This is a genomic window from Sorangium sp. So ce394, from assembly GCF_051474665.1.
Classification (GTDB): domain Bacteria; phylum Myxococcota_A; class Polyangia; order Polyangiales; family Polyangiaceae; genus Sorangium; species Sorangium cellulosum_D.
Window position 1 is genome coordinate 8,213,644 of record NZ_CP150339.1, and the last position, 25,206, is coordinate 8,238,849.

The window sequence follows — 25,206 nt, forward strand, 5'->3', positions numbered from 1 at the left end:
TCGCCTAGGTCCCTGTGCTGATCAGCTTCTTGATCTGGTCGGCCACGCCCTCCGCGTCCGAGGCCACGACGAGCCGGAGCACGATGACCACGAGGACGGCCAGCACGAGCAGGCCGAGCGCGATCGCCAGGTAGGGCAGCTCGCGGCGCACCGCGCCGGCGCCCCCGTCCTTGCGCTCCGCGTTCGGCGCGAGGACGTCCCCGCCGCCCTCGGCGACGGCGACGTAGTTGCCCACACCCTCGATGACCGCGCCGAGGCCCTCCTGCTGCCGGAGACGATATTTCCCCTGGAAGCCGAGGGCCAAGCACAGGAAGTAGATTTGCGCGACGTGGTTTCTGCCGCGCTGGCCGTAGAGGTTGTCGAGGTTCGTGAAGAACCCGTCGCCGGCCGTGTTCAGCTGGAAGAACTGGAACTGCAGCGGGTTCTGGAGCCACTGCGTCCTGCCGGGCCAGTTCGAGTTGAAGATCACCTCGTCGGCGAAGGCCGCGAGCGCGAACTTCGCGTCGATCATGTCCTGCTCGGGGATGCGGGCCTCCCGCCCGTTCTGCATCATCGTGTCGAACAGGCCGAGGACGCGCCGCTGGAGGATGTCCGGCGCCGGCAGGTCGCGCGAGTTCCTGAGCTGCAGGATCAGCGACAGCACGTCGGAGCAAACAAAGTACATCGTCTGCGAGAGGCTCATGGGCTCCTCACCCGGATGGGGCGGCCAGGCACGATCACTTCCCCGTCGGGACCCCGATCAGCCGGAGGTCGACCTTCTGCGGTTCGATAGGCTGGTAGATGGCGATCGTGCCAGAGCCGAGGATGTCGTTCCAGTAATCGCCGGACTGGTTGACGCGGAGGTAGACGAGCCCCGGCTTGACCGGGATCGCGCCCGGCGGCCGGTACTCGATGGCGACGTTCACGCCAGGCGTCGCGGAGTGCAGGATGTGACCGATCTGCGTCCACGAGCCGATCTTGAGCAGGCGCGGGAGCCGCTCGCGCAGCGTGGCCTCGTCCGTGCCCTTCGCCTCGAGGAACATCTCGTGGGTGCGCGGCACCTTCGGGTCATCGAACCTGCCGAGGTACATGCCGTCCTCGCGCTTCTCGAGCGGCACGATGATGAACTGGTCCGTGACGACCCCGCTGATGAGCGCGACCGCCCGATCGAACATCGGGTCGAGGACGCCCTCCAGGTCGAGGTAGTTGAACTTGGGGATCGTCGTCGGGTCGCTGTCGGCCGCCGAGAAGGTGCAGAGCTCGCCGATGAGCGAGCCGATGACGACGAAGCACTGCTCCGGGTGCGCGCGGCCGTGGTCGACGAGGTGCGACACGACCGGGATGTACGAGTTCAGGGTGTGGAGCAGCCAGAACTTCGTGAGGTCGGAGGCCTGGAAGTCGACCGACGCCGCGGTGCGCATGCGCCGCCCCTCGACGAGCGACTTCTGCTTGCCGACCAGCGCCGACAGCACCCGCCGGAGGCCGGACATGATGTGGTCGGACGAGTTGATGCGGAGGACCGACGGGATGAAGCTCTTCCGGAGGACGATCGCGCCGGAGCGGTCGCGGGTGAGCTGCGCGATGCGCACGGTCTGGTACGCGTCGCGCGGCTCGGTGCCGAAGATGAGCCGCAGGTTGGTGCGGGCCCAGGTGACCGACGTGTCGTTGCGCCCGGAGTTCACGTCCGGGACCGTCGCCTGGGACGCCACGAACCGCTGGGCCGGCCCCGCCTTCGCCGGGTCGAGGCTGATGTTCGCCGCGGTCTCGCGCAGGTTCGGGATGCCGAGGTAGACGTCGAGATCCTGCAGCGCGGCCGGGAAGGCGCCCTCGAGCGGCCGCGCCTCGACCTGGTCCTCGCCGCGATCGCCGATGAAGAACGGCGTCCCGTCGGGGAAGACGCCGTGGCACTTGACCACCTTGAACTGCCCGGCCGAGAGCGCCCGCTCGTCGAACTGCGCGGACGTGATGCCCCAGTCGTAGCCCACGACCGCGTGGAGGCGCGCGTGGAGCAGCGTCTCGTGGTAGACGTCCGACTGCTGCAGATGCTGAGGGGTCATGAAGAGCCCCTCGGTCCAGACAGGCTTACGCGGGTGGATCATGTCGCCCGTCCAGTCTTATCAGATGTGCCGCGCAGCGCGGCGCGAAAGCTGGCCGCGCGCGGGGCGCCGCGACGCCGGACCGCGCGCGTCGCGCCATCACGCCGCGCCGCGCGCGCCGCGCCGCTCGCCGCTCCCGCGAGCGATCGAGCACCGCATCGAGGACGACCGGGGCGCACCATGGGCCGCTACCGCCTCGGCGCGGACGGCGCCTCCGGCGCGGCCGCCTTCTTCGGCAGGTTGAGCCGCCGCACGGCGGTCGCGTTGGGGAACATCGACTCGTCCATCTCGACCCCGTTGTCGATCTTTGTCGAGTCGATGAAGAACGCGACCCGCGGGTCGGCCACGGGCGGCCCCGCGTCGCTCTCGCGCCCGCCGCACTGGGCCTCTCCGGGCGGCAGCGGGAACTCGTAGAACGTCTTCCAGCTGCTCCCCTTCGGGCTGTGGAACAGGGCGGCGCCGACGAGGTGGCTCGCGTCCGGCAGGCGCTCGAACTTCACCTCGACGAGGTCGTTCGGGAAGACCTCGACCTCGTCGACCTTGGCGAGGTCGTCCTCGAGCGTCTCCTTGTCCCGGAGCAGGATCTGATCGTACGTCGCGTTCTCCATGCGCGCGCTGCTCTTCAGCTGGTAGAGCCGCACGACGACGGGCCGCGGATTGCCGTTCTCGTTGGGGTTGATGTTGTCGGACGCGTAGATCGACAGCGTCACGATCTGGACGTCGCACGGCTCGGGGGCGGCGGGCGGCGGCGCGGGGGACGTGCAGCCCGCCACCGCGGCGGGCAGGCCGGCGAGCGCGGCGGCGGCGAGCGTCGCCGCCGCGACCAGGGCGGCGGCCCTCCCCGGGGCCGCCCCGCGGAGGAGCGACGCCGGCCCGGGTCGAGGCGCCGGCCTGCGCGGCGGGCCCTCCCCCGCGGGGGAGGGCGAACGCGGCTCCCCGAGCCACATCGAACGCTGTAGGAGCTTGGCGAACGCGACCATGCTCCGCCCAATTTATGCGGAGTCTCACGGCCCGTACAACTTTCGGTGCGCGGGCGCGGTCGATTAGTCCGAGAACGACACCGTGAAGTTCTTCTCGGCGTCGACCCCGATCTGGAGCCGCTTCGGGAGCGGGCCCTCCGCCATCTTCTCGAGGACGGCGACCGAGAGCTGCGGCAGGAGCGACGCCCGGAGGATGTGATCGATGTTGCGCGCGCCCGTGTCGACCTCCGTGCAGCGCGCGGCGATCGTGTCGACGAGCGCGTCCGAGTACGACGCCTCGATCCGCTGGCTCTTGCGCAGGCGATCGACGAGCGCGTCCAGCTTGAGCCGCGTGATCTCGCCGAGCGCGTCGGGCGAGATCGGCAGGTACGGCACCGTCGTCATGCGGGCGAGCAGCGCCGGCTTGAAGTGCGCCGAGAGCGTCGGCTTGATCGCCTCGACCACCTCCTTGATGAACTCGCCGTCGGCGTCGAGCCGCCGCGCCGGGTCCTCCTCGCGCGCGGCGATCGTCATGTTCGTGATCTTGTCGGTCGCGAGGTTGCTCGTCAGGATGATGACCGTGTTCTTGAAGTCGACGAGCCGCCCCTCGCCGTCGCTCAGCATGCCCTTGTCGAACACCTGGTAGAACAGGTTCAGCACGTCGGGATCGGCCTTCTCGACCTCGTCGAGGAGCACGACCGTGTAGGGCCGCTGGCGCACGGCCTCGGTGAGCATGCCGCCCTCGCCGTAACCGACGTAGCCGGGCGGCGAGCCGATGAGCCGGGAGACCGTGTGCTTCTCCTGGAACTCGGACATGTTGATGACGGTCATCATCCGCTCGCCGCCGAACATGAGGTCGGCGATGCCGAGCGCGGTCTCCGTCTTGCCGACGCCGCTCGGCCCGACGAGCAGGAACACGCCCTGCGGCGTGCTCAGCGGCTTCAGGCCCGCGCGCGCGCTCCGGAGCTCCTTCGAGATGGTCACGATGCCGTGCGTCTGCCCCTTGATCCGCCGGGTCAGCCGGTCCTCCATCTCGAGGAGCGCCTTCACGTCGTCCTGGACCATCTTGCCGACGGGGATGCCCGTCCATGCCGCCACGACGCTCGCCACCATCGCCTCGTCGACGTCCGGCCGGATCAGCGGCACCTCGCCCTGGCTCTGCTTGAGCTCGTCGAGGGCCTTCACCACCTCGCGGCGGGCGGCGTCGCGCTCCTCGTTCGACTTCGCCTCGTCCATCTTCTTGCGGGCGTCGATGACCTTCTGCGTGCCGGCCGTCTCCTTCGCGTAGGCGGCGCGCACCTCCTCGAGCTCGGCCTTCGCCTTGGCGAGCCGATCCTTGAGCTCGGCGACCCGCTCGGCGTCGATGTGCACGCCCTTGTCCCGATCGCGCTCGAGCGCCTTGAGCTCGGTCTCGGTGTTCACGATGAGGATCTCGGCGTCCTCGACCGCGGCGGGGCGCTGCTGCAGCGCGACCTTCACCCGCGCCGCGCACGTGTCGAGCAGGTCGACCGCCTTGTCCGGCAGCTGCCTGCCGGTCAGGTAGCGCGCCGAGAGCCGCACCGCGGCGGTCACCGCCTCGTCCTGGATGATGACGTTGTGGGCCTGCTCGAACTTCGGCCGGAGCCCGCGGAGCATCACGACGGCGGCCGGCTCGCTCGGCTCGTCGACCTTGACGGGCTGGAAGCGCCGCTCCAGCGCCGCGTCCTTCTCGAAGTACTTCTTGTACTCGCTCCACGTCGTGGCCGCGATCGTGCGGAGCTCGCCGCGGGCGAGCGCCGGCTTGAGCAGGTTGGCCGCGTCGCCGCCGCCCTGCTGGCCGCCCGCGCCGATGAGCGTGTGCGCCTCGTCGATGAAGAGGATGATCGGCTTCGGCGACCCCTTCACCTCGGCGATCACCTGCTTCATGCGGTTCTCGAACTCGCCCTTCACGCCGGCGCCCGCTTGGAGCAGGCCCATGTCGAGCCCGAGGATGTCGACCCCTTGCAGGAGCGGCGGCACCTTCGGGTTCTCCGGCGAGCTCTCGACGATGAGCAGCGCGAGCCCCTCGACGAGCGCCGTCTTGCCGACGCCCGCGTCGCCGACGATGATCGGGTTATTCTTGCGGCGCCGCGCGAGGATGTCGATGACCTGCCGGATCTCCCGCTCGCGGCCGAAGATCGGATCGATCTGCCCCGCGCGCGCCTTGCCGGTGTAGTCGACGCAGAACTTCGCCAGGGCCGAGTCGGGCCCGGCGCTCGCCATGCCGGCCGGCAGCTTCCCCGCCCCGGGCGCGCCCGCGGACGCCGCGGCGGCCTCGGCCTCCTCCTTCGAGCCGGAGACGATCTTGGAGAGATTTGTCTTGAGATCGTCTTTCGAGATGCCCTCGAGGTAAGCGCCGATGCCGCTCACCGAGTACCGGGTCGGCTGCTGGACGAGGCGCTGGAAGAGCACGCCGCTCCGCACCCGCTGGTAGCCATACTCCATGGATCCGACGAGATAGGCGTCCTGCATCCACTCGAGCATCGTCGGAGAGAGCACCGGCCTTCCGGCGTTGCCCTTCCTCAGCTCCTCCAGGCTGCGCTGGAGCGCGGCGCGGAGGTGCGACGGGTCGAGATCATAGTGGGATACGAGAAACGCGATGTCGGAGTTCGCGTCGTCGAGCAGCGCGAGGAGCAGGTGCTCGAGCGTGACCTCGTAGTGGCGCGCGTTGACACACTGGCCAATCGCCGCCTCGAGGGCTGAAGTGCAGTTCTTGGTGAGTCGCTTGACGATGGCCTTGGTGTCGACGAGCTGCATGCGAGGCATGCTAACCGAGGCGCGCCCTCGTCCGAAAGCGCCGTCGTCAGCCGCGCCCCTTGGGCTTCTTCTCCGCGGCCTCCGGGGCGCGGCCCTCGCCCCCGCCGGCCTCCCCGCGCTCCCGCGCGGGCGGCCTCGCCCCGCCGCGGGCCGCCTCGACGCGCGGCGCGGCGCCCCGCGACGCCGCCGCCCCGTCTTGGGCCCTCTCGTCCTTCGCCTGCGCGACGGCCGCCTCGCTCGAGGCGACGCGGTCCACCATGTCGGGCCGTATCCGCAGCTTTAGCAGGGCGCCGACGCGGAGCTTCTGGTCCGCGTCAATCCCGTTATCGCGCGCGACGTCCTCGACGTCGATGACGAACTGCCGCGCCACGCCGATCAGCGTATCGCCGGGCCCGACGCGGTAGAGCATCACCTCGCGCGCAGCTCGCCCCGCGCGCGCGGTCCGCGATCGCGCCGGGGCATACGCCGCGTCGTCGTCGGACGGGCTCTCCGCGCCGTCGTCGAGCGAGGCCACCGGGTCGCGCATCGCGCGCCGCTTGCCGCTCGCGGGCCGGTCGTCGCCGTCCGCCGGGTCCGCCGCCCGCCGCCGCGCGGGCTTCGGGAGCAGCGAGAGCAGGCTCTCGTCGTCGAGGCTCCTCCGCCGCGGCGCGAAGTCGCGCCCGCCGAGCAGGTCGACCGGATCGAGGATCGACGCGTCGTCCGTGGCGAGCTGCTCCGCGGAGAGCATCGCGGGCAGGGCCGCCTGCGCCCGCGCCAGCGTGTCCGACGGGATCATCACGATGAAGTCCCCCCGGCCGGGCGGCACGCGGTCCCCGAGGATGTCGGGGTTCAGCGACCGCAGCGTCGACGTCGCGACGCCCGCGGCCTTCGCCAGGGTCTTGAGCGGCGTCCCCGGCGGCGCCGCGATCTCGGCGGCGTCGAGCGGCCGGCTCACCTCGACCTGATCGAACCCGAACCGCTCCAGGTTGTTCGCCACGATCGCCGCCGCCCCGATCTTCGGCACGTAGGCGGCCGTCTCCGAGGGGATCGCCTGCTGGCGCGCCAGCTCGTTGAAGTCGGACGTGCCGTACCGATCGATGCGGTCGAGCAGCTGCTCGTAGCCCATGTTGTAGGCCGCGAGCGCGAGATCCCAGCTGCCGAAGCGCATGTAGAGATCGCGCAGGTGGTGGGCCGCGGCCTGCGTGGCGAGGCGCGGGTTCTTGCGCTGGTCGAGGTGCCGCGTCTGCTGCAGCCCGTACACCTCCCCCGTGGCGGGCATGAACTGCCAGAGCCCGACGGCGCCCGCCGGCGACTTCGCCCGCGGGTCGAAGCCGCTCTCGATCATGGCGACCCAGATGAGATCTTCCGGCAGCCGCCGGTCGCGGAGCTCGGCCTGGACCATCTCCTGGTAGCGCCCGCTCCGCTTCAGCCACGTCTCGAACATCCCCCGGCCGCGGTCGGTCCGCGTGAAGAAGCGGACGTACTTCAGGGTGCGGCGCGACACGGAGAGCCGGAGGTCCGGCAGCTGCAGCTTCGAGAGCGCCTCGGCGCCGGGCGCGTCGAGGTCGTCCACGTCGTCGGCGTAGCTGCCCTCGGCGGAGAACGCGCGCGGCGGCCGCGAGAAGCTCGGCCGATCCACCTCGCAGGACGCGCCCTCCCGCGCGTCGCGCCCCGCGGCGTCCCGCAGCCGGAGCAGCTCCCGCGACTCGCTCCCCGGCGGCAGCGCCGGCGCTTCGACCCCGCGCGCCAGCGGCGCGTCGACCCCGCGCGCCGGAGGCGCGTCGACCCCGCGCGCCGGCGCGGCGGCGAGCGCCGTGACCTGCGCCCCGGCCCGCGCTCCGCCCAGCTGGTAGGTCGACACCGCCGCCTGGACCGACGAGATCGCCGACTGGGGCGCCGCCATCCCGACCCCGTAGCCAAACGCCAGGGCGGAGACCATGGGAGGGATCTTATGGACGAGGCTCATGTGTGGTTTAAGGTCGCACCATGTAGGCAAGCCCGTCAAGAAAGCGACCGGCTTGCTTTCGCCGTGCGCTGCGGGCTGGTGGGCGGACCGCGCGTCGGCGGGATGGCGGCGCGGAGGGGCGTCAGGCACTCCCGTGCGGCGGAGCGGGTCTGCTAGTCTGCACCCATGCCGGCGGCGCTCTCGGCCCGCGTGTCCGACACCCAGGCCAACCAAAGCTTCGAAGCTTCGTTCGAGCGCTTCCCTGTCCGGATCGGCAGGAACCAGCTGAACGACCTTCACATCGACCGGCCGTACATCTCCCAGTTCCATGCGGCGGTGGACGTGCGCGATCGCCGGATCCTCGTCCGCGACCTCGGCTCGACCAACGGGACGATGTTCGCCGGGCACCGGCTGGCGCGCGACACCTCGGTGGACGTGAGCAGCCAGCCGGAGATCACGATCGGCCCGATCCAGATCCGGCTGGCGATCGTCGAGGCGCCGCTGAAGTCGGAGAGCCCGAGCGACGGCACGCTGCTCGGCACGGGCGGCGAGAACCTCTCCGCGCTGCTCCACCCGCAGAAGCGCGCCGCGCCCGGCGGCGAGGACCCGTACCTGCGCCAGGTGGTGCCGTACCTGGAGGCGTACCGGACCGCGTGGGGCGCGGTGTACCGGATGATCTGGGATCACCTCGCGCGCCTCCCGCCCGACGCGCGCCAGAGCTACCTGCGCCGGCTGGGCGAGGAGCACCCGAGCGTGCTCGCGGAGCGTGATTTCCAGAAGATCTCCCAGTACTACGGCGTGGACTACCGCACGCTCGGCGAGCTGGCGCCGGCGAACGCCGCGTTCGCTGCGCTGTCCGAGCTGGCGGGCGCCCTCGCGCCCGGCGCGAAGCCGCCGGACGACGTGGCGGGCATCGTCAACTTCGCGCGGCGGCTCCGCGACACGATGGAGGTCTTCCTGAAGTGCTTCGTGAGCTTGCGCGACGGCTACCAGGAGTTCGAGGCCGAGGTGCTGGCCCGCGATCGCTCCGCGGAGACGGACAACGTCGCGAACGCGAAGGACGCGAAGGAGCTCGGCACGGTCCTGCTCACGCCGGTCGGCGGGCCGGAGGCCGCGCGGCACCTCCACGAGATCTTCGTCGATGTCATGAGCCACCAGATCGCGCTCCTGAACGGCGTGATGGGGGGCGTGAGGTCGCTGCTCGTGAAGCTCGCGCCGAAGACGCTCGAAGAGAAGCTCGAGCGCGAGGGCAAGAAAGGCGGGCTGTTCTCCAGCAAGTACGAGGAGCTCTGGAAGCTCTACGAGCGCCGCCACGGCGACTACTCGGGGGAGGACAAGGAGACGTTTCGGGAAATATTTGGCGAGCAGTTCTCTCGGGCGTACGCTGCGACCGCCGGAGAGGACTACGGGTCATCCGGCGAGTCGGGAGGCAGGAGCATCGTCCGCTTCCCCGTCTCTGGGAATTCGAACAAACGGTAGCGCCCCAAAACGGCGGGGCTTCGCGCGGCGCGCCGCGCCTTGAGCTCGCCGCCCTTCGCCGGTGGCGCGGCCGAACGCGAGGCGCCGTTCATGCGAATCAGGGAGAAAGTCGTAGCAGCAGGTTGTCTTTCGGTGGCCGCGTGCCTCCTCGCCCCGCGCGAGGCGGCCGCGGAGGCGGTGCGCGATAAGGGCTGGGCCACGGTCTCGGACGTGAGCCTCGCGCTGGGCTCCTCGGTCGTCTTCCTGATGCCGCGCGTTTATTACAGCGATCCGGAGGCCACGGTCGGCTGGAAGGGGCGCTGGCATTTCTCGGTCCTGGCGCCTGCGATGACGATGACCGCGCTGACGCTGCTCGTGGATCTGCCGATCAAGGACGCGATCGAGTCGACGCGCCCCGGATGCGGGATCGAGGAGACGAAGACGGCGCTGCCCGACTCGGGCTGCGAGTCGTTCGGCGGCCCTTCGACGCACGCGTTCGCCTCGTGGGGCGCGACGGGCGCGGGCACCGGCATCTTCCTGGTCGACACGTTCCGGTACTCGTCGGGTCGCTTCAACGCCGGCGGTTTCATCGGCAATGTCGCCTTCCCCCTCACCGCCTCGGTCGTGACCACGATCGCGCGCGGCGTCGCCCCGGAAGGCACGCGGCCGCACGAGAACGCCGGTCAGATCGCGATCGGCGGCGTCACCGGCTTCCTGAGCGGCCTCGCCGTCGGCACCGCCTACGCGATGTTCCAGCGTCCGAACTGCGGTTACGGCAACGCGCTGTTCTGCTGGTAGCCGCCGCAGCTCGCCGGCGAGCCCCTGTCGCCGGCGAGCCCTCCGCGCCGGCGCCCCTCCCCGTCACGACGGCAATTTTCCTCTCTGGCCGTCCTCCGAGCCGACCCACGCGCGGCCCGTCCGCGCCCTGCGCGCGTGCGAGCCGCGCGTCCTGCGAGCTCGGCGGGCCACCGCCCGCCCCCCCCCGGGCGCTCCCCCAGCGCCGCCGCTGCAGTTCTAGTCCTGTCCGACGACGCGCTCCCAGAGCGGATCGTTCGACGAGAAGAGCGTATCCCGCTCCACCCGGAGGAACCGCTGGAACTCGACGCGGCGGAGCTCGCGATCGCTGTCGCGGTTGCCGTCCTCGTACTTCACGATCTTCACGCGCACCTGCTCGAGCAGCTGGATGCCGTTCGGTTTGTAGGACACGTCGGTGCGCAGCACGTAGCGCGCGTAGAGCCCGCGCTCGGTGACGGAGGGCACCACGGCGGTCCGTTCCAGGTCGACGGAGGCCGCCTCGATCAGGCGTCCTCGTCGCGCCAGGTAGAAGTGGGCCCGTTGCCGGCAGTCGTCGGGATCCGGGCAGCTCTTCGTCTCGGCGACGACGAGGTTGTCGTTGCCGAGGCGCACCGGGGACAGCTTGGTCCCCTTGGCGGGCGCGCGGAAGCTGCCGACGCCGTAGACGTCGGCTCGGTCGCCCGCCGCGCGCACGAGCGCCACGACGCCGCCCTCGTCGCCGTTCTCGAACTTGAGGACGCGCACCCAGATGGCGCGCAGCCCTTCTGGCCCGGAGCGGATCTCGACCTCGTCCGGATCGATCTTGCGCGGCCAGCCGGATTTGGAGACGCCGCCGCGCAGCGTCTCGTTGGCGAACACGTAGTGCCCGGTGCAGTCGACGTCGGTCGGCCCGAGCCCGCGCTCCTCGTTGTAAGCGGGGACGACGATCCCCAGCCACTGGTCGTGATCGAGGGTGCGGACGGCCGCCTTGTTGCCCGCCGCGCGCCGCGCGGGCGGAAGCTGGGTCGTGCAGACCGGAATCGGGTTCTGCTTGCGTGTCTGCAGCTCGCCGTGCGGCTGCTCGGGGTACGCTCCGCAGCCCGAGAGGGCGGCGGCGAGCCCCAGGCCGGCGACGGAGCCGAAGCGAACGATGTTCACGCGTCCTTCGTATCATGCAAGGCGTCGCCGAGGCGAGTTCGCGACCGAACGCCCTGGCCGGCCACGCTGGCCGGCCGCTCCGGCTGGCCGGCCAGCCCTGTTGGCCGGCCAGCCCTGTTGGCCGGCCAGGCCACCTTGTTCTCCATGTCGGCGGTCATGCCCACCGTCGGATCGAGCCGTTGCGCCGCGCATCGTCACGTCGCCCACAACCTCCGCAACGGGCTCGACACACGAGCGCCGCCCTATCGAAGCGGTGGCCCAGCGGACGGAATATTGCGGCCATCGAGAACATCGAGAACCAAGAAACCTGCAAGCGCCGGCTGCCCTGGGACACAAAAGTCTTGACGCTCCCATATAGGGAGTTACCTTCTGGGCTCCCTGGGATGAACAGGGATAGAGATACGATGAGAGTCGTATCTCTCAGGCTCTTACTCCCGATGGGACGAACCGTCTGCCAGCGCGCAATGGGGCGTAGACTGAGCCCAGGCGGCGAGACCTTGAAGGAAGAGGCAATTGACCATGGCGTTGCAAGCTCATCTCACCTTGGAGGGTGTTACGCAGGGCCCGATTCACGGCTCGGTCACCCAGGCTAAGCGCGAGAACACGATCGCCGTCATCTCCGTGCAGCATCAGGTCGTGAGCCCGCGCGATCCGGCGACCGGGTTGCCCAGCGGCAAGCGGCAGCACAAGCCCTTCGTGATCACGAAGGAGCTCGATAAGGCGACCCCGCTCCTCTACAACGCCCTGGTCAACAACGAGAGCATCAAGACGTGGGAGCTCAAGTTCTACACGCCGGGCGCGAAGGCGATCAACAACGACGGTAAGGAGAAGAACCACTACACCGTCAAGCTCACGAACGCGACGGTCGCGAGCATCGACTTCCACATGGAGAACACCCGGCGGGACGCGCAGACGCCGGAGTACGAGAAGGTCGCCTTCACGTACCAGAAGATCGAGTGGTCGTACGACGACGGCAGCGGCGCCCGCCAGGCGGACGACGACTGGGAGACGCCGAACCAGTAACCCGTAGCCTCCGGCTTCGGGTCTCGTCGCGCCGGGCGGCCTTCGGGTCGCCCGGTCGCGTTTGTGGTCCTGGAGATCGAGCCGGCCGGGAGGCCGCTCGAATTCAGGCATGGCGATACGGCGTCCTCGGATCAGAATGTTGGCATGCCCCTCAACGCCTACCTCAGACTCGTCGGCGCAAAACAAGGGGAAGTCAGGGGTTCCGTCACCCAGAAGGGGCGAGAAGGTAGCATCCTGGTCACGGAGGTGTTCCACTCGCTGGTGGGACCGCGCGACCCGGTGACCGGCCGCCCGACGGGCAAGCGGATGCACAAGCCCTTCATCGTCACGAAGGACCTCGACCGGTCCACCCCGCTCCTCCTCAGCATGCTCAGCCACAACGAGAGCATCCCCCGCTGGGAGCTCCAGTTCTACCGGTCGGTCGCGATCGGCATCGAGAAGCCGGTCTTCACGGTCCAGCTCACGAACGCGACCATCTCGAGCATCCAGTTCCACATGCTCAACGTGCGGCACCCGTCGCAAGCGCGCGTGCCCGAGCAGGAGGAGGTCGCGTTCACGTACCAGAAGGTCCTCTGGATCTGGAACGACGGCGGCCTCTCGGCCGAGGACGACTGGCTCACCCCGCGCTGAAACGCCGGGCTTCCGCTCGAGGCGCGAGCTGATCTACGATCCGCGCCGTGGCCGGCCCATCGCTCCTCACCCGCATCCAGCACGCGGCCGACCCGCACTCGACGGAGCGGCACACCTACCGGGATCACGACCTCGAGTCGGCCATCCTGACGCACCTCGGGCACATGCTGAACACCCGCCAGGGCAGCTCGCTGACCTGCCCGGACTACGGCCTCATGGAGGTCTCCGAGGTGCTGCACGAGTTCCCCGAGGCGATCGGCCTGGTGCAGCGCTCGCTCAAGAACTGCATCCAGGCCTACGAGCCGCGGCTGAAGAACGTGCAGGTCCGGCACCTGCGCAGCGACTCGGTGCTGCAGTCGATGATCCTCGAGTTCGAGATCACCGCGCAGATCCAGTTCCCCGACGGCCGGCGCCAGGCGCTCCGGCTCGGCGCCGCGGTGGACCAGAGCGGCAACGTCCGGATGACGTAGCTTCTGTCCGGCGGCCGAGCTCACGGCGGTTGACACGCTTCGGCCCAGGCGGTCGACTGGCGGTGGCGAGAGGATGTTCAACAAGTACTACCAGGACGAGCTCACCTACCTGAGGGACCTGGGGCGGGAGTTCGCCGCGGCCTACCCCGGGATCGCGCCCATGCTCGCGGAGCGCGGCGGCGACCCCGACGTCGAGCGCCTGCTCGAGGGCGTCGCCTTCCTGACGGGCAAGATCCGCCAGAAGCTCGACGACGAGCTCCCCGAGGTGATCCACTCGGTCGCGTCGCTGCTCTTTCCGCACTACCTCCGTCAGATCCCGGCGACGTCGATCATCGAGTTCACGCCGCTGCCGAACGTCGTGCGCGAGAGGCTCGTCGTGGCCCGGCACGCGGAGGTCGGGTCGGTGCCGGTCGACGGCGTCTCGTGCCGGTTCCGCACCACGCAGGACGTCGAGCTCGTCCCGCTCGCGGTGGAGGACGTGCGCGTCGACACGGGCGCGCAGCTCGCGCAGACGCTCCGCATCGAGCTCCGCCTGACCGGCGGCGCCGCGCTCGCGGGCCTGTCGCTCTCGTCGCTCCGCTTCTACATCCACGGCGAGCGCCGGCTCCAGGACGACCTCCGCCTCTGGGTCGGCGCGCACGTCGACACCGTCGCGCTCGCCGCCGTGGACGCGTCCGGGCGCGACACGACGATCGCGTCGCTCCCGGGGCGCGCCGTGCGGCTCACCGGCTTCACCGACGAAGAGGCGCTGATCCCGTATCCCAAGACGGTCTACCCGGGCTTCCGGCTCTTGCAGGAGTTCTTCACGCTCCCGCAGAAGTTCGCGTTCTTCGAGGTGACCGGCCTCCAGGCGCTCTCGGCGGAGCGGATCTCCGACCGGTTCGCGATCTTGCTGCAGTTCAGGGACGGGCTCCCGCCGGGGACCCGCGTCAGCCGGGAGAACCTCCGGCTGTTCTGCTCGCCGGTCGTGAACCTGTTCGAGCACACGAGCGATCCGATCAAGCCCGAGGCCACCAAGCACGAGTACCTGTGCCGCCCGGCCGGCGCGACGCCCGCGGCCTTCGAGATCCACAGCATCGACAAGGTCGTCGGGATCGCCCGCCGCACGAGCCAGCGCGTCGAGATCCCCTCGTTCTTCAGCTTCCAGCACGAGCTCGATCCCGAGGCCGCCGCGCGGACGATCTTCTACCAGACGCACCTCCGCCCGGCCGCGATCGGCGACGGCATCGACATGTACCTGTCGTTCGGCTCGCCGCAGGACGCGGGGGCGCTCCCCGAGTTCGACGTGATCAGCATCGAGGCGACGAGCACGAACCGCCGCCTGCCGGCGCAGCTGAAGCTCGGCGATCTGCGGGTGCCGACGGCGACCTCCCCCGCGGTGGCGAGCTTCACGAACCTCACGGGCGTCACCGCGCCGCTCCCGCCGCCGATCGGGCGCGAGCTGCAGTGGCGCGTGCTGGCCCACATGGCGATGAGCTACCGCTCGATCACCGATCTCGAGGTGCTCCGGGCGACGGTCGATCTCTACAACTTCCAGGCGATCGTCGATCGCCAGGCGGCGCGCGCGAACCAGCTCCGCCTGGCCGCGATGAAGTCGATCCGGGTGCGGCCGACCGACCGGCTGTACCGGGGCGCGCCGGTGCGCGGCGTCGCGGTCGACGTCGAGCTCGACGAGGGCGGGTTCGTCGGCGAGGGCGAGATGTACCTGTTCGCGAGCATCCTCAACGAGATGCTCGGGTCCTACGTCTCGTTGAACTCGTTCACGCAGCTGACGGTCACCGGCACGAACACACGCGTGGTGCACAAATGGGAGCCGAAGAGCGGCAGCCTGACGCTGATCTGAGGGCGGCCGCGCCGAGGGGCGCCGCGGCCGCCGACCCCGCGGCGATGGAGGCGCTCCGGCGCTTCGCGGAGACCGCGCCGCGCTTCTCGTACTACCGCCTCGTCTACCTGCTCGAGCGGCTCTTCCCCGCCGCGCCGCCGGTGGGCCAGCTCGGGCCGGTGCAGGACGAGCGCATCCGGCTGCGCGGCGATCCGTCGCTCGTCTTCGCGTCGAGCGACGTGAGCGAGCTCGCGCCGGTCAAGTACGCGGACGGGGTCCAGCGGGCGCGGGTCTCGACCACGTTCCTCGGCCTGTACGGCTCGGTGTCGCCGCTGCCGGCGTACTTCATCGAGCAGATCGCGCTGGCCGACTATCAGGGCGGGCCGCAGCCGGTCCGCGAGCTCCTCGACGTCCTCCACCACCGGCTCCTGTCGCTGCTCTACCGCGCGTGGACCAAGTACCGGCTGCCCGTCACGTACCGCAAGCAGGGCGCCGATCCGTTCTCGCGCCGGATGCTCTGCGCGGTCGGCCTCGACGGGTTCCGCGACTACGAGACGCCGCTCGACCGCTTCTTCTTCCTCCGGTACGCGCCGATCCTCGCCTCGAAGTCGCGCTCGGCGCGGAACCTCGAGACGGTGCTCTCCGAGATGCTCGGGGACATCGGCGTGAAGATCGAGCAGTTCGTCGGCCACTGGACGAAGATCGAGAAGCCGTTCAGGAACAAGCTCGGCGTGATGAACCACCAGCTCGGCGAGAGCCTGACGCTGGGGCGCTACGTGTTCGACGGGTCGGGCCGCTACAAGGTCGTGCTCGGGCCGGTCGGCTACGACGAGTACCTCTCGTTCCTGCCCGGCGGCCAGCGTCAGGAGCTCGTCCGCGGCATCATCGAGACGTTCACGCCGGGCATCCACGACGTGATGCTCGAGATCCACGTGGACACGGAGGAGGCGCCGCGGTTCCAGCTCGGCTCGCCGCGCGCCTCGACGCTCAAGCGCACCGCGTGGATCGGCGGCTCCGCGGCGGAGCGGCTCGTGATCACGATCCCCCTCGACGACAAGCACCTCGCGGGCGGCGACGACGAGGACGACGAGGATCGGGGCGAGCCCCCGCCGATGTGACGGGGGCGCGCGGCGGGCGCTCAGTACACGGTGAGGCTCTGCAGCGCGGCCGTGATCTCGTCGGCGTTCGCGTCGATGTTCTCGTGGTGCACGATCTGCACGAGCAGGACGCGGCGGGGGCTCCGGACGAGGATCTCGTGGGCGAAGGCCTCGGACACGGGCTTCGAGGGGATCTTCGCCTTGACGAGGTAGCTGCGGCCCTGCGTGTTCGCGGTGGCCACCGGGGCGCGGCCGGAGAGGATCTCCGCGCCCTGCTCCTCCAGGTCGGCCTCGTAGCGCTTGAGCACGTCGGGCCACGGGTCCTCCGGGCTGTCGATGCGCTCGTAGATCGAGAACAGGAACTGGCGCGGCGACTGGTACGTGATGAAGCGGCGCTCGGGCGTGTAGTCGGCGCCGCCGACGTTCCAGTCCATCGGGCGGCTGATGCGGACGTCGCCGTTCATGAGGCCCACGCCGATCCGGCGCGGCACCCGATCGGTGGCCGGGGCGTCGAGCGGCGGGAAGTACACCTCGAAGCTCTGGTCCTTGCTCAGCAGCCCGCTGGCGCCGTGGAGATAGAAGACTTCGTCCTGCCTGGGGGCGGCGGGCGACCCGCCGCAGCCGGCGAGCAGCGCGATCATGGCCGCGGCGGCGCAGGCCGCTCCGGCGCGCCCCGCGGCGGCCGCGAGCCCTGCGCGGAGGGCGGGGACGTGCGCGAGCATCGGCGTTCCGAGGTGCCTCATCGGGCGAACTTTAGGCCAGCGGGGGCGCGCCAGCCAAATGTTCGCAGAGGAGTTTGCCCTCGGGGCGTCCGGCATTGAATGATTGCCCGGCCCGGGCAGCGCTGCGCCCGCCGATCGAGGCGACGCCCCAGGTGCCGCGAGAGAGCCATGTCGAACGAAAGCAAACCGAGCCGCAAGGGCGCGCCCGCCGGAGCACCGGCGGCGAGCGCGCCGAGCCCCCCCTTCCGCAGGAGCCCCGCCCACGGACGTCCGGCGCCGAGCCGCGCGCCAGGGCGCCCCGCGCTCGCGGCGGCGTTCGCGCTTTCGCTGGGGGTCCCGGCGTGCAGCGGCATCGACGCCGGCGTGGAGTACCCGGGCGATCTGCCCGAGATCGACAGGTTCCTCTTGACGCCCGAGAACGGCCGCGAGCCGCCGCTCACGCTCGGGGAGTTCAAGGTGGGCCCCGAGACGTGCCAGGGCGTCGACACGCACCCGGTGACGCAGAAGCTCGCGCCCGACGACCTCACGCGCTTCCTGTCGGCGCAGGGCGCCGGGAGCATCGCCCCGAAGCAGGCGAGGTCGAACCTGTACTGGTTCGACTTCCCTTCGAGCGACAAGTCGTTCGTCCGGCTGCGCCTTGCGGTGCTCGAGGATTCGGAGCACGCGACGAAGGACCTCCACGACGCGGTGCTGCAGCACGGGCCGGGCTGGTGGGGCGTCCGCCGCTCGAACCTCGCCGTGCTGGCGCCCAAGGCGAGCCTGCGGGAGGCGATGGCGTTCGCGATCAAGTACAAGCTCGTCTGCTGGGGGGTGTTCACGTACGCGGGCAACGACGACGCGTACGTGGTCCCCGGGCCCTACGCCGAGCTCTGAGGCGAGCCGACCGCGGACGCGAGGCCGAGGCGCCCCCCGGCGCCGCCGTGCCTTGGCGACCTCTGCGGATCTGGCCCACCTGCGGGGAGTCCGCGTAGACTGCGCCCATGCGCCGTTACGTCTTGTTCGCCGCCGCCGTCGCTCCGCTCCTCGTGGCCGCAGCCGTCACCGTGCCCGGCTGCGGCGAGGAGTTCGAGAACATCTGCGCGTTCCTCAGGGATCAGAACAGCTGCTACGCGACCTTTCACGACGACATCGACGACAGGTGCGGCGCTCCGGGCGCGGGGAATGGGCCGAAAGGCAGCTTCGCGACCCGTGAGAAGCTCGACGTGTGCTTCCTCGAGGGTGGCGGGCAGGTCATCTTCGATCCGCCGCTCGACGTCGCGGCGTTCCCCCCGACGAGCGTCTCGTTCAAGCGCATCGACGCCCAGGCGCAGGAGTGCGGCTCGTTCACGTACGCGGGGGAGTTCACCTACTCCGTGACGATCAATCCTTGCGGTGAGCCCGAGAATGCGGGGGGCGCCGGGGGCACGGGGGGCGCCGGAGTCATGCTCCCGCAGTGCGAGGATGGCAGCGGCAACGAGGGTGGCGGCAGCGACGGTGGCGGGGGCAACCCCGGGAACGGCGGTAGCGGCACTGGCGGAAGCGGCGGCGGCAGCAGCGCCGAGGTTCTGAGCGTGAACGGAGGGACTGTCTCGATCACGACACCGGAGGGCCGGGACATCCTCGATGTGAGCTGCGCCGACGGGACTTCGCACCATTTCAACCGGATCGACGCCGCCGAACGGGAGTGCGGCGGCTTCGATCAACTGCTGCCGAGGGCTGTGCTCGAGTCGAGCCCTGGCCTCCAGCCTCCGCCGAAGGCCGACCTGACGGACGCTGAGGAGATGGAGAAGTACGCCGGATTCATCAGCTTCCGCGTCCACTACCCGCCGATCGATCCGTCGACCGACAGCGAGGGTATCGTGAAGGAGACCCCCGCCGAGGTGGTTGAATACTTCAATTGCGTGATCCCGCCGGCCGCGCCGCTCTGCTTCAACGGCGAGAAGGACGGCCTGGAAACCGACATCGACTGCGGCGGCACGCTTTGCGATAGGGACTGCGGGGATGGGCAGGCCTGCGTCACCGCTGACGACTGCACGTCCGGGATATGTGATGTCGACCCCTCAACCGGCTTCAAGGTATGCCAGGCGGCCGAGGACGGCGAAGGCGGCGCAGGCGGCACCGACGGCACCGGTGGCGCAGGCGGCACGGGCGGACAGTAAGCTCCGTGGAGGGCTGGGCCTGCGACGCAGCGCCCGGCCCGTTCCGCTCACGCCACCAGCACCTTCACCACGAAGGTCGTGCTCCCGAGCCGCAGCCGGTCGTTGTCGCGCAGCTGCCGGCGCTCGCCCTGCCCGAGGCGCTGCTCGTTGACGAAGGTGCCGTTGCGCGAGCCGTCGTCCTCGATGAAGACCTGGCCCGTCGTCGGGTCGGCGTGGAGCGACGCATGCCGCGACGAGGCGCTCGCGTCGGGCAGCCCGATCTCTGTCGTTGGATCCGCCCCGGCGCGCCCCACCTGGGTGCGCCCGCTGTAGATCGGCCAGAAGCTGCCCCCCGGGTCGTTCTGGAACGTCACGAGGAAGCCGACGAGCACGCGTGACGGCTGCCCCGGGACCGGCTGCACCGCCGCCGGCACCGCGCCCTGCACGATCGGCGGCGCGACGATCGCCGGCGCCCTGCCCTGCGCCGCCGCAGGCACCCCGGCCTGCACCAGCGGCGGCGGCGCCATCGCCCCGGCCTGCACCAGCGGCGGCGGCGCCATCGCCCCGGCCTGCACCAGCGGCGGCGGCGCCACCGCCCCGGCCTGCACCAGCGGCGGCGGCGCCACCGCCCCGGCCTGCACCAGCGGCGGCGGCGCCACCATCCCCGGCGCCGCCGTCGGCACGACCATCGGCGGCTGCGCGACGATCTGCGGGGGCATGCCGAAGACCGGCGCCGGCGACGCGGCCGGCTGCCCCATCGCGCCGCCCATCGACGCGCCGGGCACGATGCCCGGGATCGGCGACGCCAGCGGCGGCTGGGCGGGCATGACGCCCGGCTGGTTCATCGGAGGCGACGACGGCTGCGACGTGAGCCCCGCCGAAGGAGCCGCGCGCGCCCATGGAGAGACCGGGAACGGAGAGTCCGCGCCGCTCGAGAAGGGGACGCCTCCCGGCGGCGCCGCGAGACCACCCCCCACCCCGACCTGAGGAGGAGGCGGGTAGGCCCCCTGCGCGCCGCCCACGGCGCCGTACCCCTGCGGCGCCGCACCGCCGTACCCGGAGGCGACCGATTGCCCCGGATAGCCCGGTGGGCCAGGCGGAGCGTAGGCGCCCGCGCCCCCCTGCACCGGCGGCGGAGGCGCGACCGGACCGGAGGCCGAAGGCGCAGCACCCGCCACGCTCGCGCCGCACATCGTGCAGGCAGCGTCGGTTTCCTTGAGCATCCACGCGCAGTTCGGGCACGGCCTCATGCGACAACGAGGCTACCGATTCGCTTGACTTCCGTCGAGACGAAAGCCGGCGGCAAGCGCGCGCACGCCCGCGGCTCCCGGCGCGGCGCGCGACGAGCCGCTCGCCCCTCTTGACGAAAGGGTTGACGAAAAAGGCGCCGCGCGTCCAAGCCGCGCGGCGCCTCGTAGAACGATCGCAGAGCGATCGCCCCCGGATCAGTTGCTCGCGATCGAGCTCTTCTCCGACTTCTCCAGGTCCTTCTTCTCGCCGTCCTTCGACTCCTCGGTCGCGGGCGCGGGCTCGGGCATCCGCTCGAGCGCGGCCTCGAGGACCTGCTCCATCCGGCTGACGAAGAAGAACTGCAGCTCGTCCACGACCTCCTTCGGGACCTCCTCGAGATCCGCCCGGTTGCGCTCGGGGACGATGATGCGCTTGATGCCGGCGCGGTGCGCCGCCAGCACCTTCTCCTTCAGGCCGCCGATCGGAAGCACCCGACCGCGGAGCGTGATCTCGCCCGTCATCGCGACGTCGTGGCGGACCTTGACCCCGGTGAGGAGCGAGACGAGCGCCGTGAACATCGTCACGCCCGCGCTCGGCCCGTCCTTGGGCATCGCGCCGGCGGGGATGTGGATGTGCAGGTCGCTCTTCTCGAGGAAGTCCTTCGCGATGCCGTACCTCGCCGCGTTGCTGCGCACGAAGGACAGCGCCGCCTGCGCCGACTCCTTCATCACGTCGCCGAGCTGGCCGGTCAGCTGGAGCTTGCCCGTGCCGTACATCCGCGTCGCCTCGATGAAGAGGATCTCGCCGCCGACGCTCGTCCACGCGAGGCCCGTCGCGACGCCGCTCTCGGCGGTGCGCTCGGCGACCTCGCTCGTGTACTTCGCCGGGCCGAGGAACTCGTGCAGGTCGTCCTCGTTGTCGACGCGCCGCTTCTGCGTGTCGCCCTCCGCGACCTTCACCGCCACGCCGCGGATGACGCCCGCGATCTGCCGCTCGAGCGAGCGGACGCCGGCCTCGCGCGTGTAGTGATCGATGATCTCCTCCAGCGCCTTGTCGGTGACCTCGAGCTGGTCGGTCGTCAGCCCGTGCTCGGACAGCTGCTTCGGGAGCAGGTGCTGCCGCGCGATCGCGAGCTTCTCCTTCCGCGTGTAGCCCGGGATCTCGAGGATCTCCATGCGGTCGCGGAGGGGCGGCGGGATCGGATCGGCCACGTTCGCGGTCGCGACGAACATCACGTGCGACAGGTCGTACGGGATCTCCAGGTAGTGATCCGCGAACGTGTTGTTCTGCTCCGGGTCGAGCACCTCGAGCAGCGCCGCCGAGGGGTCGCCCCGGAAGTCGTGCCCGATCTTGTCGACCTCATCCATCATGAAGACCGGGTTGATCGTCCCCGACTTCTTCATGCCCTGGATGATCTGGCCGGGCAGCGCGCCGACGTAGGTGCGCCGGTGGCCGCGGATCGCCGCCTCGTCGTGCACGCCGCCGAGCGAGACGCGGTGGAACTTGCGGCCGAGGGCGCGCGCGATGCTCCGGCCGAGCGACGTCTTGCCGACGCCGGGCGGCCCGAGCAGGCAGAGGATCGGGCCCTTCTTGTCCTGCTTCAGCTTGCGGACCGCGAGGTACTCGAGGATGCGCTTCTTGACCTTCTCCAGGCCGTAGTGGTCCTCGTCGAGCACCTTGCGGACGCTGCCGATGTCCAGGTTGTCCTGCGTCGACTGCGTCCACGGCACGTCCAGGATCCAGTCGAGGTACGTCCGCACCACGGTGTACTCGGCCGACCCGACCTGCATCGTCCGCAGCCGCTTCAGCTGCTTCTTCGCGACCGTCTCCGCCTCGGTCGGCAGGTTCGCCTTCGCGATGCGATCCTCGAGCCCGTCGAGGTCGCCCTGATCGCCGTCGTCCTCGCCGAGCTCCTCCTTGATGGCCTTGAGCTGCTGGCGGAGCACGTACTCGCGCTGGTTCTTGCCCATCTCCTCCTTGATCTGGGAGTTGATGCGCTCGCGCATCTTCAGGATCTCCAGCTGCCGCGTGAGCAGCCGGAGCACCTTGCGGATGCGCTCCTTCACGTCGATCGTCTCGATGAGCTGCGCCTTCTCCTCGACCGGCGCGTCGAGGTTCGCCGCGACGAGGTCGGCGAGCGCGCCCGGCGCCTGGATCGAGTCGATGAGCGAGCCCGCCTCACGCGGGAGCTCGGGCATCAGCTGGATGACCTGCTTCGCGATGTCGCGCAGGCTCATCGCGAGCGCCTCGGCCTCGACGTCCTCCGTCGCCGGCTCGTCCATGCGGCGGATCTTGGCGCGCAGGTACGGCGTGTGGGCGGTGACGGTGTCGAGCCGGATCCGCGTGAGGCCCTGCAGGATCAGCGAGTAGTTGCCCGAGCTGTGCTTGAGCGCCTTCAGCACCCGCGCGGCGCAGCCCATGGGGTACAGATCCTCGGCGCCGGGATCGTCGGTCGACGGATCGCGCTGGGCGAAGATCGCGATGACCGGGCCGGGAAGGTTGTCGACATCCTCGACCAGCGCGACCGACTTCTCGCGGCCGACATCGAAGGGCGCAACGGCGCCCGGGAACAGGACCGCATTGCGGATCGGCAGAACCGGCAGCTCGTCGCCGAAGACGACCTCTTCCTCGGAGCGCGGCGGCATCGGCGGGTTCTTTTTCTCGGACATGGCGATCTCCTCTAGGCACCCGACCGGGGGAGGTAAACCCCTTCATCAACCTGACGCCGGGTCGCGCGGCGGGCGCGCGCCCCGGTCATCCTGGCTTGCATCCAGACGGATGCGAACGGTGCGACGCGGAGCCCTGCTGGCAGCTCTGGTGGAAGACAGCCCGCGAGGCTACGGGAACTCACCATAGACACGGCGCATGCCGCGTGCCACAGCCCTGGCCATTTTTTTGAATGGGGATATTCTGCGGGTCAGCTCCGACCTGCAGCGCTCGCTTGTCGGGCGGCGCGGCGACGCGGCGCAGGGTCTACCGCGTCGCCCACCGCGTCGCCCACCGCGTCGCCCACCGCGTCAGACGAGAGGCGCATCGTCTCCCCACCGTTCCCCGCCGTCGCGCCGCGACGCGGGCTCGGCCGCGGCGGCGCCCGGCGCGGAGCGACACCGGAGCCCTCGCGAACGATGATCGATCCCCTGCTCGGCCTCGGCGCGCTCGCCCTCGCGATGCTCAGCCTGCCAGCGGCGCCGTCCCTCGATCCAGGGCCCAGCCCGGCGTGCCCGCCGGACATGCGGCTCGTCACCGGCACCCACCATGACGACGTCCAGCATGTCTGCGTCGAGCCGGTCAAGAGCGGCAAGGCGACCCACTGCTTCGCCTACTGGGAGGGGATCACCGCGGAGGAGGGGCCGACGACGGAGATCGCGGTGTGCATGGATCAGTTCGAGGCGCCGAACCAGCGGGGCGCGAAGCCGCTCGTCATGCAGTCGTTCGAGATGGCGACCGCGTGGTGCGCGGCGCGCGGCAAGCGGGTGTGCGCCGAGCAGGAGTGGGAGCTCGCGTGCGAGGGCCCCGAGCGGCGCCCGCTCGTCTACGGCTGGCGCGTGGACAGGGCCGTCTGCAACAGCGGCAAGGCGTGGCGGCCGGTCGACGAGCGGAAGCTCGGCGCCTCCGGCGACGTCGCGCGGCACGAGGTGGAGCGGCTCTGGCAAGGCGCCCCGAGCGGCTCGTACCCCGGGTGCGCCTCGTCGTTCGGCATCTTCGACATGATGGGCAACGTCGAGGAGTGGGTCGCGTCGCGCCGCGGCCGGCGGTGGCCGGGCGCGCTCATGGGCGGCTTCTGGGCCAAGCCGTGGACGGGCTGCCGCGGGACGAACGACGCGCACGACCCGAAGTTCGTGTTCTACGAGACCGGCTTCCGCTGCTGCGCCGATCCGCGCGGCGCAGCGGCGCGCGGGAAGGACGACGACGCCGGGCGGCCGGCGGCGCAGCCCTGAGCCACGTCCGCGCGGCAGCGTCGGCGCGATCGCGATGAAGAAGGCGGCCGTGCGGGGCGCCGCTCCTGCTAGAAGCTAGGGCGTGCGCGCGCTCTTCTTCGGTACCCCCGCCATCGCCGTGCCCTCGCTCGAGGCGCTCGCGTCGATCGCGGACGTCGTCGGCGTCGTCTGCCAGCCCGATCGGCCGGCCGGCCGCGGGCTCGAGCTCAAGGCGCCGCCGGTCAAGGTGAAGGCCGGAGAGCTCGGCCTGCCGGTGGTGCAGCCCGAGAAGATCCGCACGCCCGAGTTCGCCGCGTGGGTGAAGGACGCCGCCGCCGACGTCGCGCTCGTGATCGCCTACGGGCGCATCCTGCCGAAGGCGGTGCTCGATGCGCCGCGGCGCGGCTGCATGAACCTGCACGCGTCGATCCTGCCGCGCTACCGCGGCGCCGCGCCGATCACCTGGGCGATCGCCGGGGGCGAGGCCGAGACGGGCGTCTCGCTGATGCAGATGGACGAGGGCATGGACACGGGGCCGGTCTACGCGATCCATCGCATCCCGATCGGCCCCGACACGACCGCCGACGAGCTCGCGGTCGATCTCGGGGCGCTCGCGGCGCGCGTCGTGCGCGAGGACCTCCGCCGCGCCGTGGACGGCGAGCTCCAGGCGACGCCGCAGGATCACGAGGCGGCGACGCACGCGCCGCTCCTCAAGAAGGAGGACGGGCGCATCCGCTGGGACCGGAGCGCCCGGCAGATCCACGACCACATCCGGGGGATGACCTCGTGGCCAGGCGCCTTCACGACGATCGAGGGCAAGGCGCTCAAGGTGCTCGCCGCGCGCGTCGAGCGCGAGGCCGACCGCGACGGGGCGCCGCCGGGGACCGTGGTGATGGCCGGCCGCAACATCGTGATCGTCGCCTGCGGCGACGGCGCGATCCAGATCCTGCGGGCGCAGGCCGAGGGGCGGAAGCCGCTCCCGGCCGCGGATCTCGTCGCCGGGCGGACGCTGCAGACGGGGATGGTGCTCGGCGGCTGAGCGGCGCGCGGCTCGC

At 70.7% G+C, this 25,206-nt stretch carries 20 protein-coding genes; 11 read left to right on the forward strand and 9 right to left on the reverse strand.

The features are described from left to right. Positions 1-4 precede the first annotated feature (4 nt). The 5 genes from WMF33_RS30165 to WMF33_RS30185 all read right to left on the reverse strand — a co-directional run bounded on the left by WMF33_RS30165 (position 5) and on the right by WMF33_RS30185 (position 7,727). Positions 5-682: a DotU family type IV/VI secretion system protein gene (locus WMF33_RS30165; protein ID WP_020737975.1), complete on the reverse strand. Its 678-nt coding sequence runs from the start codon at positions 680-682 to the stop codon at positions 5-7. A gap of 34 nt (positions 683-716) precedes the next feature. After that, on the reverse strand, positions 717-2,078 hold the full coding sequence (tssK, locus tag WMF33_RS30170; RefSeq protein ID WP_061627898.1) for a type VI secretion system baseplate subunit TssK: 1,362 nt from the start codon (positions 2,076-2,078) through the stop codon (positions 717-719). 185 nt (positions 2,079-2,263) lie between these two features. Continuing rightward, positions 2,264-3,022 carry a type VI secretion system lipoprotein TssJ gene (tssJ, locus tag WMF33_RS30175; RefSeq protein ID WP_437331868.1) on the reverse strand — a complete coding sequence of 253 codons (759 nt, stop codon included), beginning with the start codon at positions 3,020-3,022 and terminating at the stop codon, positions 2,264-2,266. A gap of 96 nt (positions 3,023-3,118) precedes the next feature. Continuing rightward, on the reverse strand, positions 3,119-5,818 hold the full coding sequence (tssH, locus tag WMF33_RS30180; RefSeq protein ID WP_437331869.1) for a type VI secretion system ATPase TssH: 2,700 nt from the start codon (positions 5,816-5,818) through the stop codon (positions 3,119-3,121). A gap of 37 nt (positions 5,819-5,855) precedes the next feature. Then, positions 5,856-7,727 carry a transglycosylase SLT domain-containing protein gene (locus tag WMF33_RS30185; RefSeq protein WP_437331870.1) on the reverse strand — a complete coding sequence of 624 codons (1,872 nt, stop codon included), beginning with the start codon at positions 7,725-7,727 and terminating at the stop codon, positions 5,856-5,858. A gap of 192 nt (positions 7,728-7,919) precedes the next feature. On the opposite strand from WMF33_RS30185, the gene WMF33_RS30190 reads away from it, so the two are divergent. Together WMF33_RS30190 and WMF33_RS30195 are read left to right on the forward strand one after the other, a co-directional pair. Further along, a complete protein-coding gene (locus WMF33_RS30190; protein ID WP_061622430.1) occupies positions 7,920-9,212 on the forward strand; it encodes a type VI secretion system-associated FHA domain protein in 1,293 nt (430 codons plus the stop codon). A gap of 132 nt (positions 9,213-9,344) precedes the next feature. After that, positions 9,345-9,989 (forward strand): hypothetical protein, encoded by a 645-nt coding sequence (locus WMF33_RS30195; protein WP_437331871.1) that lies wholly within the window; start codon positions 9,345-9,347, stop codon positions 9,987-9,989. 216 nt (positions 9,990-10,205) lie between these two features. Here WMF33_RS30195 and WMF33_RS30200 read toward each other — a convergent pair whose 3' ends face one another. Continuing rightward, positions 10,206-11,123: a hypothetical protein gene (locus tag WMF33_RS30200; protein WP_437331872.1), complete on the reverse strand. Its 918-nt coding sequence runs from the start codon at positions 11,121-11,123 to the stop codon at positions 10,206-10,208. A 519-nt stretch (positions 11,124-11,642) separates the two neighbouring features. Between WMF33_RS30200 and WMF33_RS30205 the strand changes: the two genes are divergently transcribed. From WMF33_RS30205 to tssG, 5 genes are all read left to right on the forward strand, one after another. Then, on the forward strand, positions 11,643-12,146 hold the full coding sequence (locus WMF33_RS30205; protein WP_437313263.1) for an Hcp family type VI secretion system effector: 504 nt from the start codon (positions 11,643-11,645) through the stop codon (positions 12,144-12,146). Positions 12,147-12,290: 144 nt separating this feature from the next. After that, complete coding sequence (gene tssD / locus WMF33_RS30210) at positions 12,291-12,776, forward strand: type VI secretion system tube protein TssD (protein WP_044986282.1); 486 nt, start codon at positions 12,291-12,293, stop codon at positions 12,774-12,776. A 47-nt stretch (positions 12,777-12,823) separates the two neighbouring features. Then, the gene (tssE, locus tag WMF33_RS30215) at positions 12,824-13,246 is read left to right on the forward strand and encodes a type VI secretion system baseplate subunit TssE (protein WP_061622427.1); all 423 of its coding nucleotides are present in this window, start codon (positions 12,824-12,826) and stop codon (positions 13,244-13,246) included. A 73-nt stretch (positions 13,247-13,319) separates the two neighbouring features. After that, positions 13,320-15,089 carry a type VI secretion system baseplate subunit TssF gene (gene tssF / locus WMF33_RS30220; RefSeq protein WP_437331873.1) on the forward strand — a complete coding sequence of 590 codons (1,770 nt, stop codon included), beginning with the start codon at positions 13,320-13,322 and terminating at the stop codon, positions 15,087-15,089. Beyond that, on the forward strand, positions 15,053-16,186 hold the full coding sequence (gene tssG, locus WMF33_RS30225) for a type VI secretion system baseplate subunit TssG (protein ID WP_437331874.1): 1,134 nt from the start codon (positions 15,053-15,055) through the stop codon (positions 16,184-16,186). The genes tssF and tssG overlap by 37 nt, the downstream gene beginning before the upstream one ends. 20 nt (positions 16,187-16,206) lie before the next feature. Here the strand turns inward: tssG and WMF33_RS30230 are convergent, their stop codons facing one another. Further along, positions 16,207-16,908, reverse strand: coding sequence for a hypothetical protein (locus tag WMF33_RS30230; protein WP_437331875.1), 702 nt, complete (start codon positions 16,906-16,908; stop codon positions 16,207-16,209). 147 nt (positions 16,909-17,055) lie between these two features. Here WMF33_RS30230 and WMF33_RS30235 point away from each other — a divergent pair, with 147 nt between their 5' ends. Continuing rightward, positions 17,056-17,760 (forward strand): hypothetical protein, encoded by a 705-nt coding sequence (locus WMF33_RS30235; RefSeq protein ID WP_437331876.1) that lies wholly within the window; start codon positions 17,056-17,058, stop codon positions 17,758-17,760. A 107-nt stretch (positions 17,761-17,867) separates the two neighbouring features. Then, positions 17,868-19,025 (forward strand): hypothetical protein, encoded by a 1,158-nt coding sequence (locus WMF33_RS30240; RefSeq protein ID WP_437331877.1) that lies wholly within the window; start codon positions 17,868-17,870, stop codon positions 19,023-19,025. A 47-nt stretch (positions 19,026-19,072) separates the two neighbouring features. Here WMF33_RS30240 and WMF33_RS30245 read toward each other — a convergent pair whose 3' ends face one another. Both WMF33_RS30245 and lon read right to left on the reverse strand, forming a co-directional pair. Then, a complete protein-coding gene (locus tag WMF33_RS30245; RefSeq protein ID WP_437331878.1) occupies positions 19,073-20,227 on the reverse strand; it encodes an FHA domain-containing protein in 1,155 nt (384 codons plus the stop codon). Positions 20,228-20,449: 222 nt separating this feature from the next. Next, positions 20,450-22,903: an endopeptidase La gene (lon, locus tag WMF33_RS30250; protein WP_437331879.1), complete on the reverse strand. Its 2,454-nt coding sequence runs from the start codon at positions 22,901-22,903 to the stop codon at positions 20,450-20,452. Positions 22,904-23,359: 456 nt separating this feature from the next. Between lon and WMF33_RS30255 the strand changes: the two genes are divergently transcribed. After that, complete coding sequence (locus tag WMF33_RS30255; RefSeq protein WP_437331880.1) at positions 23,360-24,172, forward strand: formylglycine-generating enzyme family protein; 813 nt, start codon at positions 23,360-23,362, stop codon at positions 24,170-24,172. A gap of 82 nt (positions 24,173-24,254) precedes the next feature. Further along, on the forward strand, positions 24,255-25,190 hold the full coding sequence (fmt, locus tag WMF33_RS30260) for a methionyl-tRNA formyltransferase (protein ID WP_437331881.1): 936 nt from the start codon (positions 24,255-24,257) through the stop codon (positions 25,188-25,190). Positions 25,191-25,206 lie beyond the last annotated feature (16 nt).

Bases quoted from the DNA above. Each gene is read 5' to 3' on its own strand.
- tssK (WP_061627898.1), bottom strand. From the start codon at position 2,078: ATGATCCACCCGCGTAAGCCTGTCTGGACCGAGGGGCTCTTCATGACC.
- WMF33_RS30230 (WP_437331875.1), bottom strand. From the start codon at position 16,908: ATGAGGCACCTCGGAACGCCGATGCTCGCGCACGTCCCCGCCCTCCGC.
- tssJ (WP_437331868.1), bottom strand. From the start codon at position 3,022: ATGTGGCTCGGGGAGCCGCGTTCGCCCTCCCCCGCGGGGGAGGGCCCG.
- lon (WP_437331879.1), bottom strand. From the start codon at position 22,903: ATGTCCGAGAAAAAGAACCCGCCGATGCCGCCGCGCTCCGAGGAAGAG.
- WMF33_RS30185 (WP_437331870.1), bottom strand. From the start codon at position 7,727: ATGGTCTCCGCCCTGGCGTTTGGCTACGGGGTCGGGATGGCGGCGCCC.
- WMF33_RS30240 (WP_437331877.1), top strand. From the start codon at position 17,868: ATGCGCCGTTACGTCTTGTTCGCCGCCGCCGTCGCTCCGCTCCTCGTG.
- WMF33_RS30205 (WP_437313263.1), top strand. From the start codon at position 11,643: ATGGCGTTGCAAGCTCATCTCACCTTGGAGGGTGTTACGCAGGGCCCG.
- WMF33_RS30245 (WP_437331878.1), bottom strand. From the start codon at position 20,227: ATGCTCAAGGAAACCGACGCTGCCTGCACGATGTGCGGCGCGAGCGTG.
- WMF33_RS30165 (WP_020737975.1), bottom strand. From the start codon at position 682: ATGAGCCTCTCGCAGACGATGTACTTTGTTTGCTCCGACGTGCTGTCG.
- tssH (WP_437331869.1), bottom strand. From the start codon at position 5,818: ATGCCTCGCATGCAGCTCGTCGACACCAAGGCCATCGTCAAGCGACTC.
- WMF33_RS30190 (WP_061622430.1), top strand. From the start codon at position 7,920: ATGCCGGCGGCGCTCTCGGCCCGCGTGTCCGACACCCAGGCCAACCAA.
- tssF (WP_437331873.1), top strand. From the start codon at position 13,320: ATGTTCAACAAGTACTACCAGGACGAGCTCACCTACCTGAGGGACCTG.
- tssG (WP_437331874.1), top strand. From the start codon at position 15,053: ATGGGAGCCGAAGAGCGGCAGCCTGACGCTGATCTGAGGGCGGCCGCG.
- WMF33_RS30235 (WP_437331876.1), top strand. From the start codon at position 17,056: ATGTCGAACGAAAGCAAACCGAGCCGCAAGGGCGCGCCCGCCGGAGCA.
- WMF33_RS30255 (WP_437331880.1), top strand. From the start codon at position 23,360: ATGATCGATCCCCTGCTCGGCCTCGGCGCGCTCGCCCTCGCGATGCTC.
- tssD (WP_044986282.1), top strand. From the start codon at position 12,291: ATGCCCCTCAACGCCTACCTCAGACTCGTCGGCGCAAAACAAGGGGAA.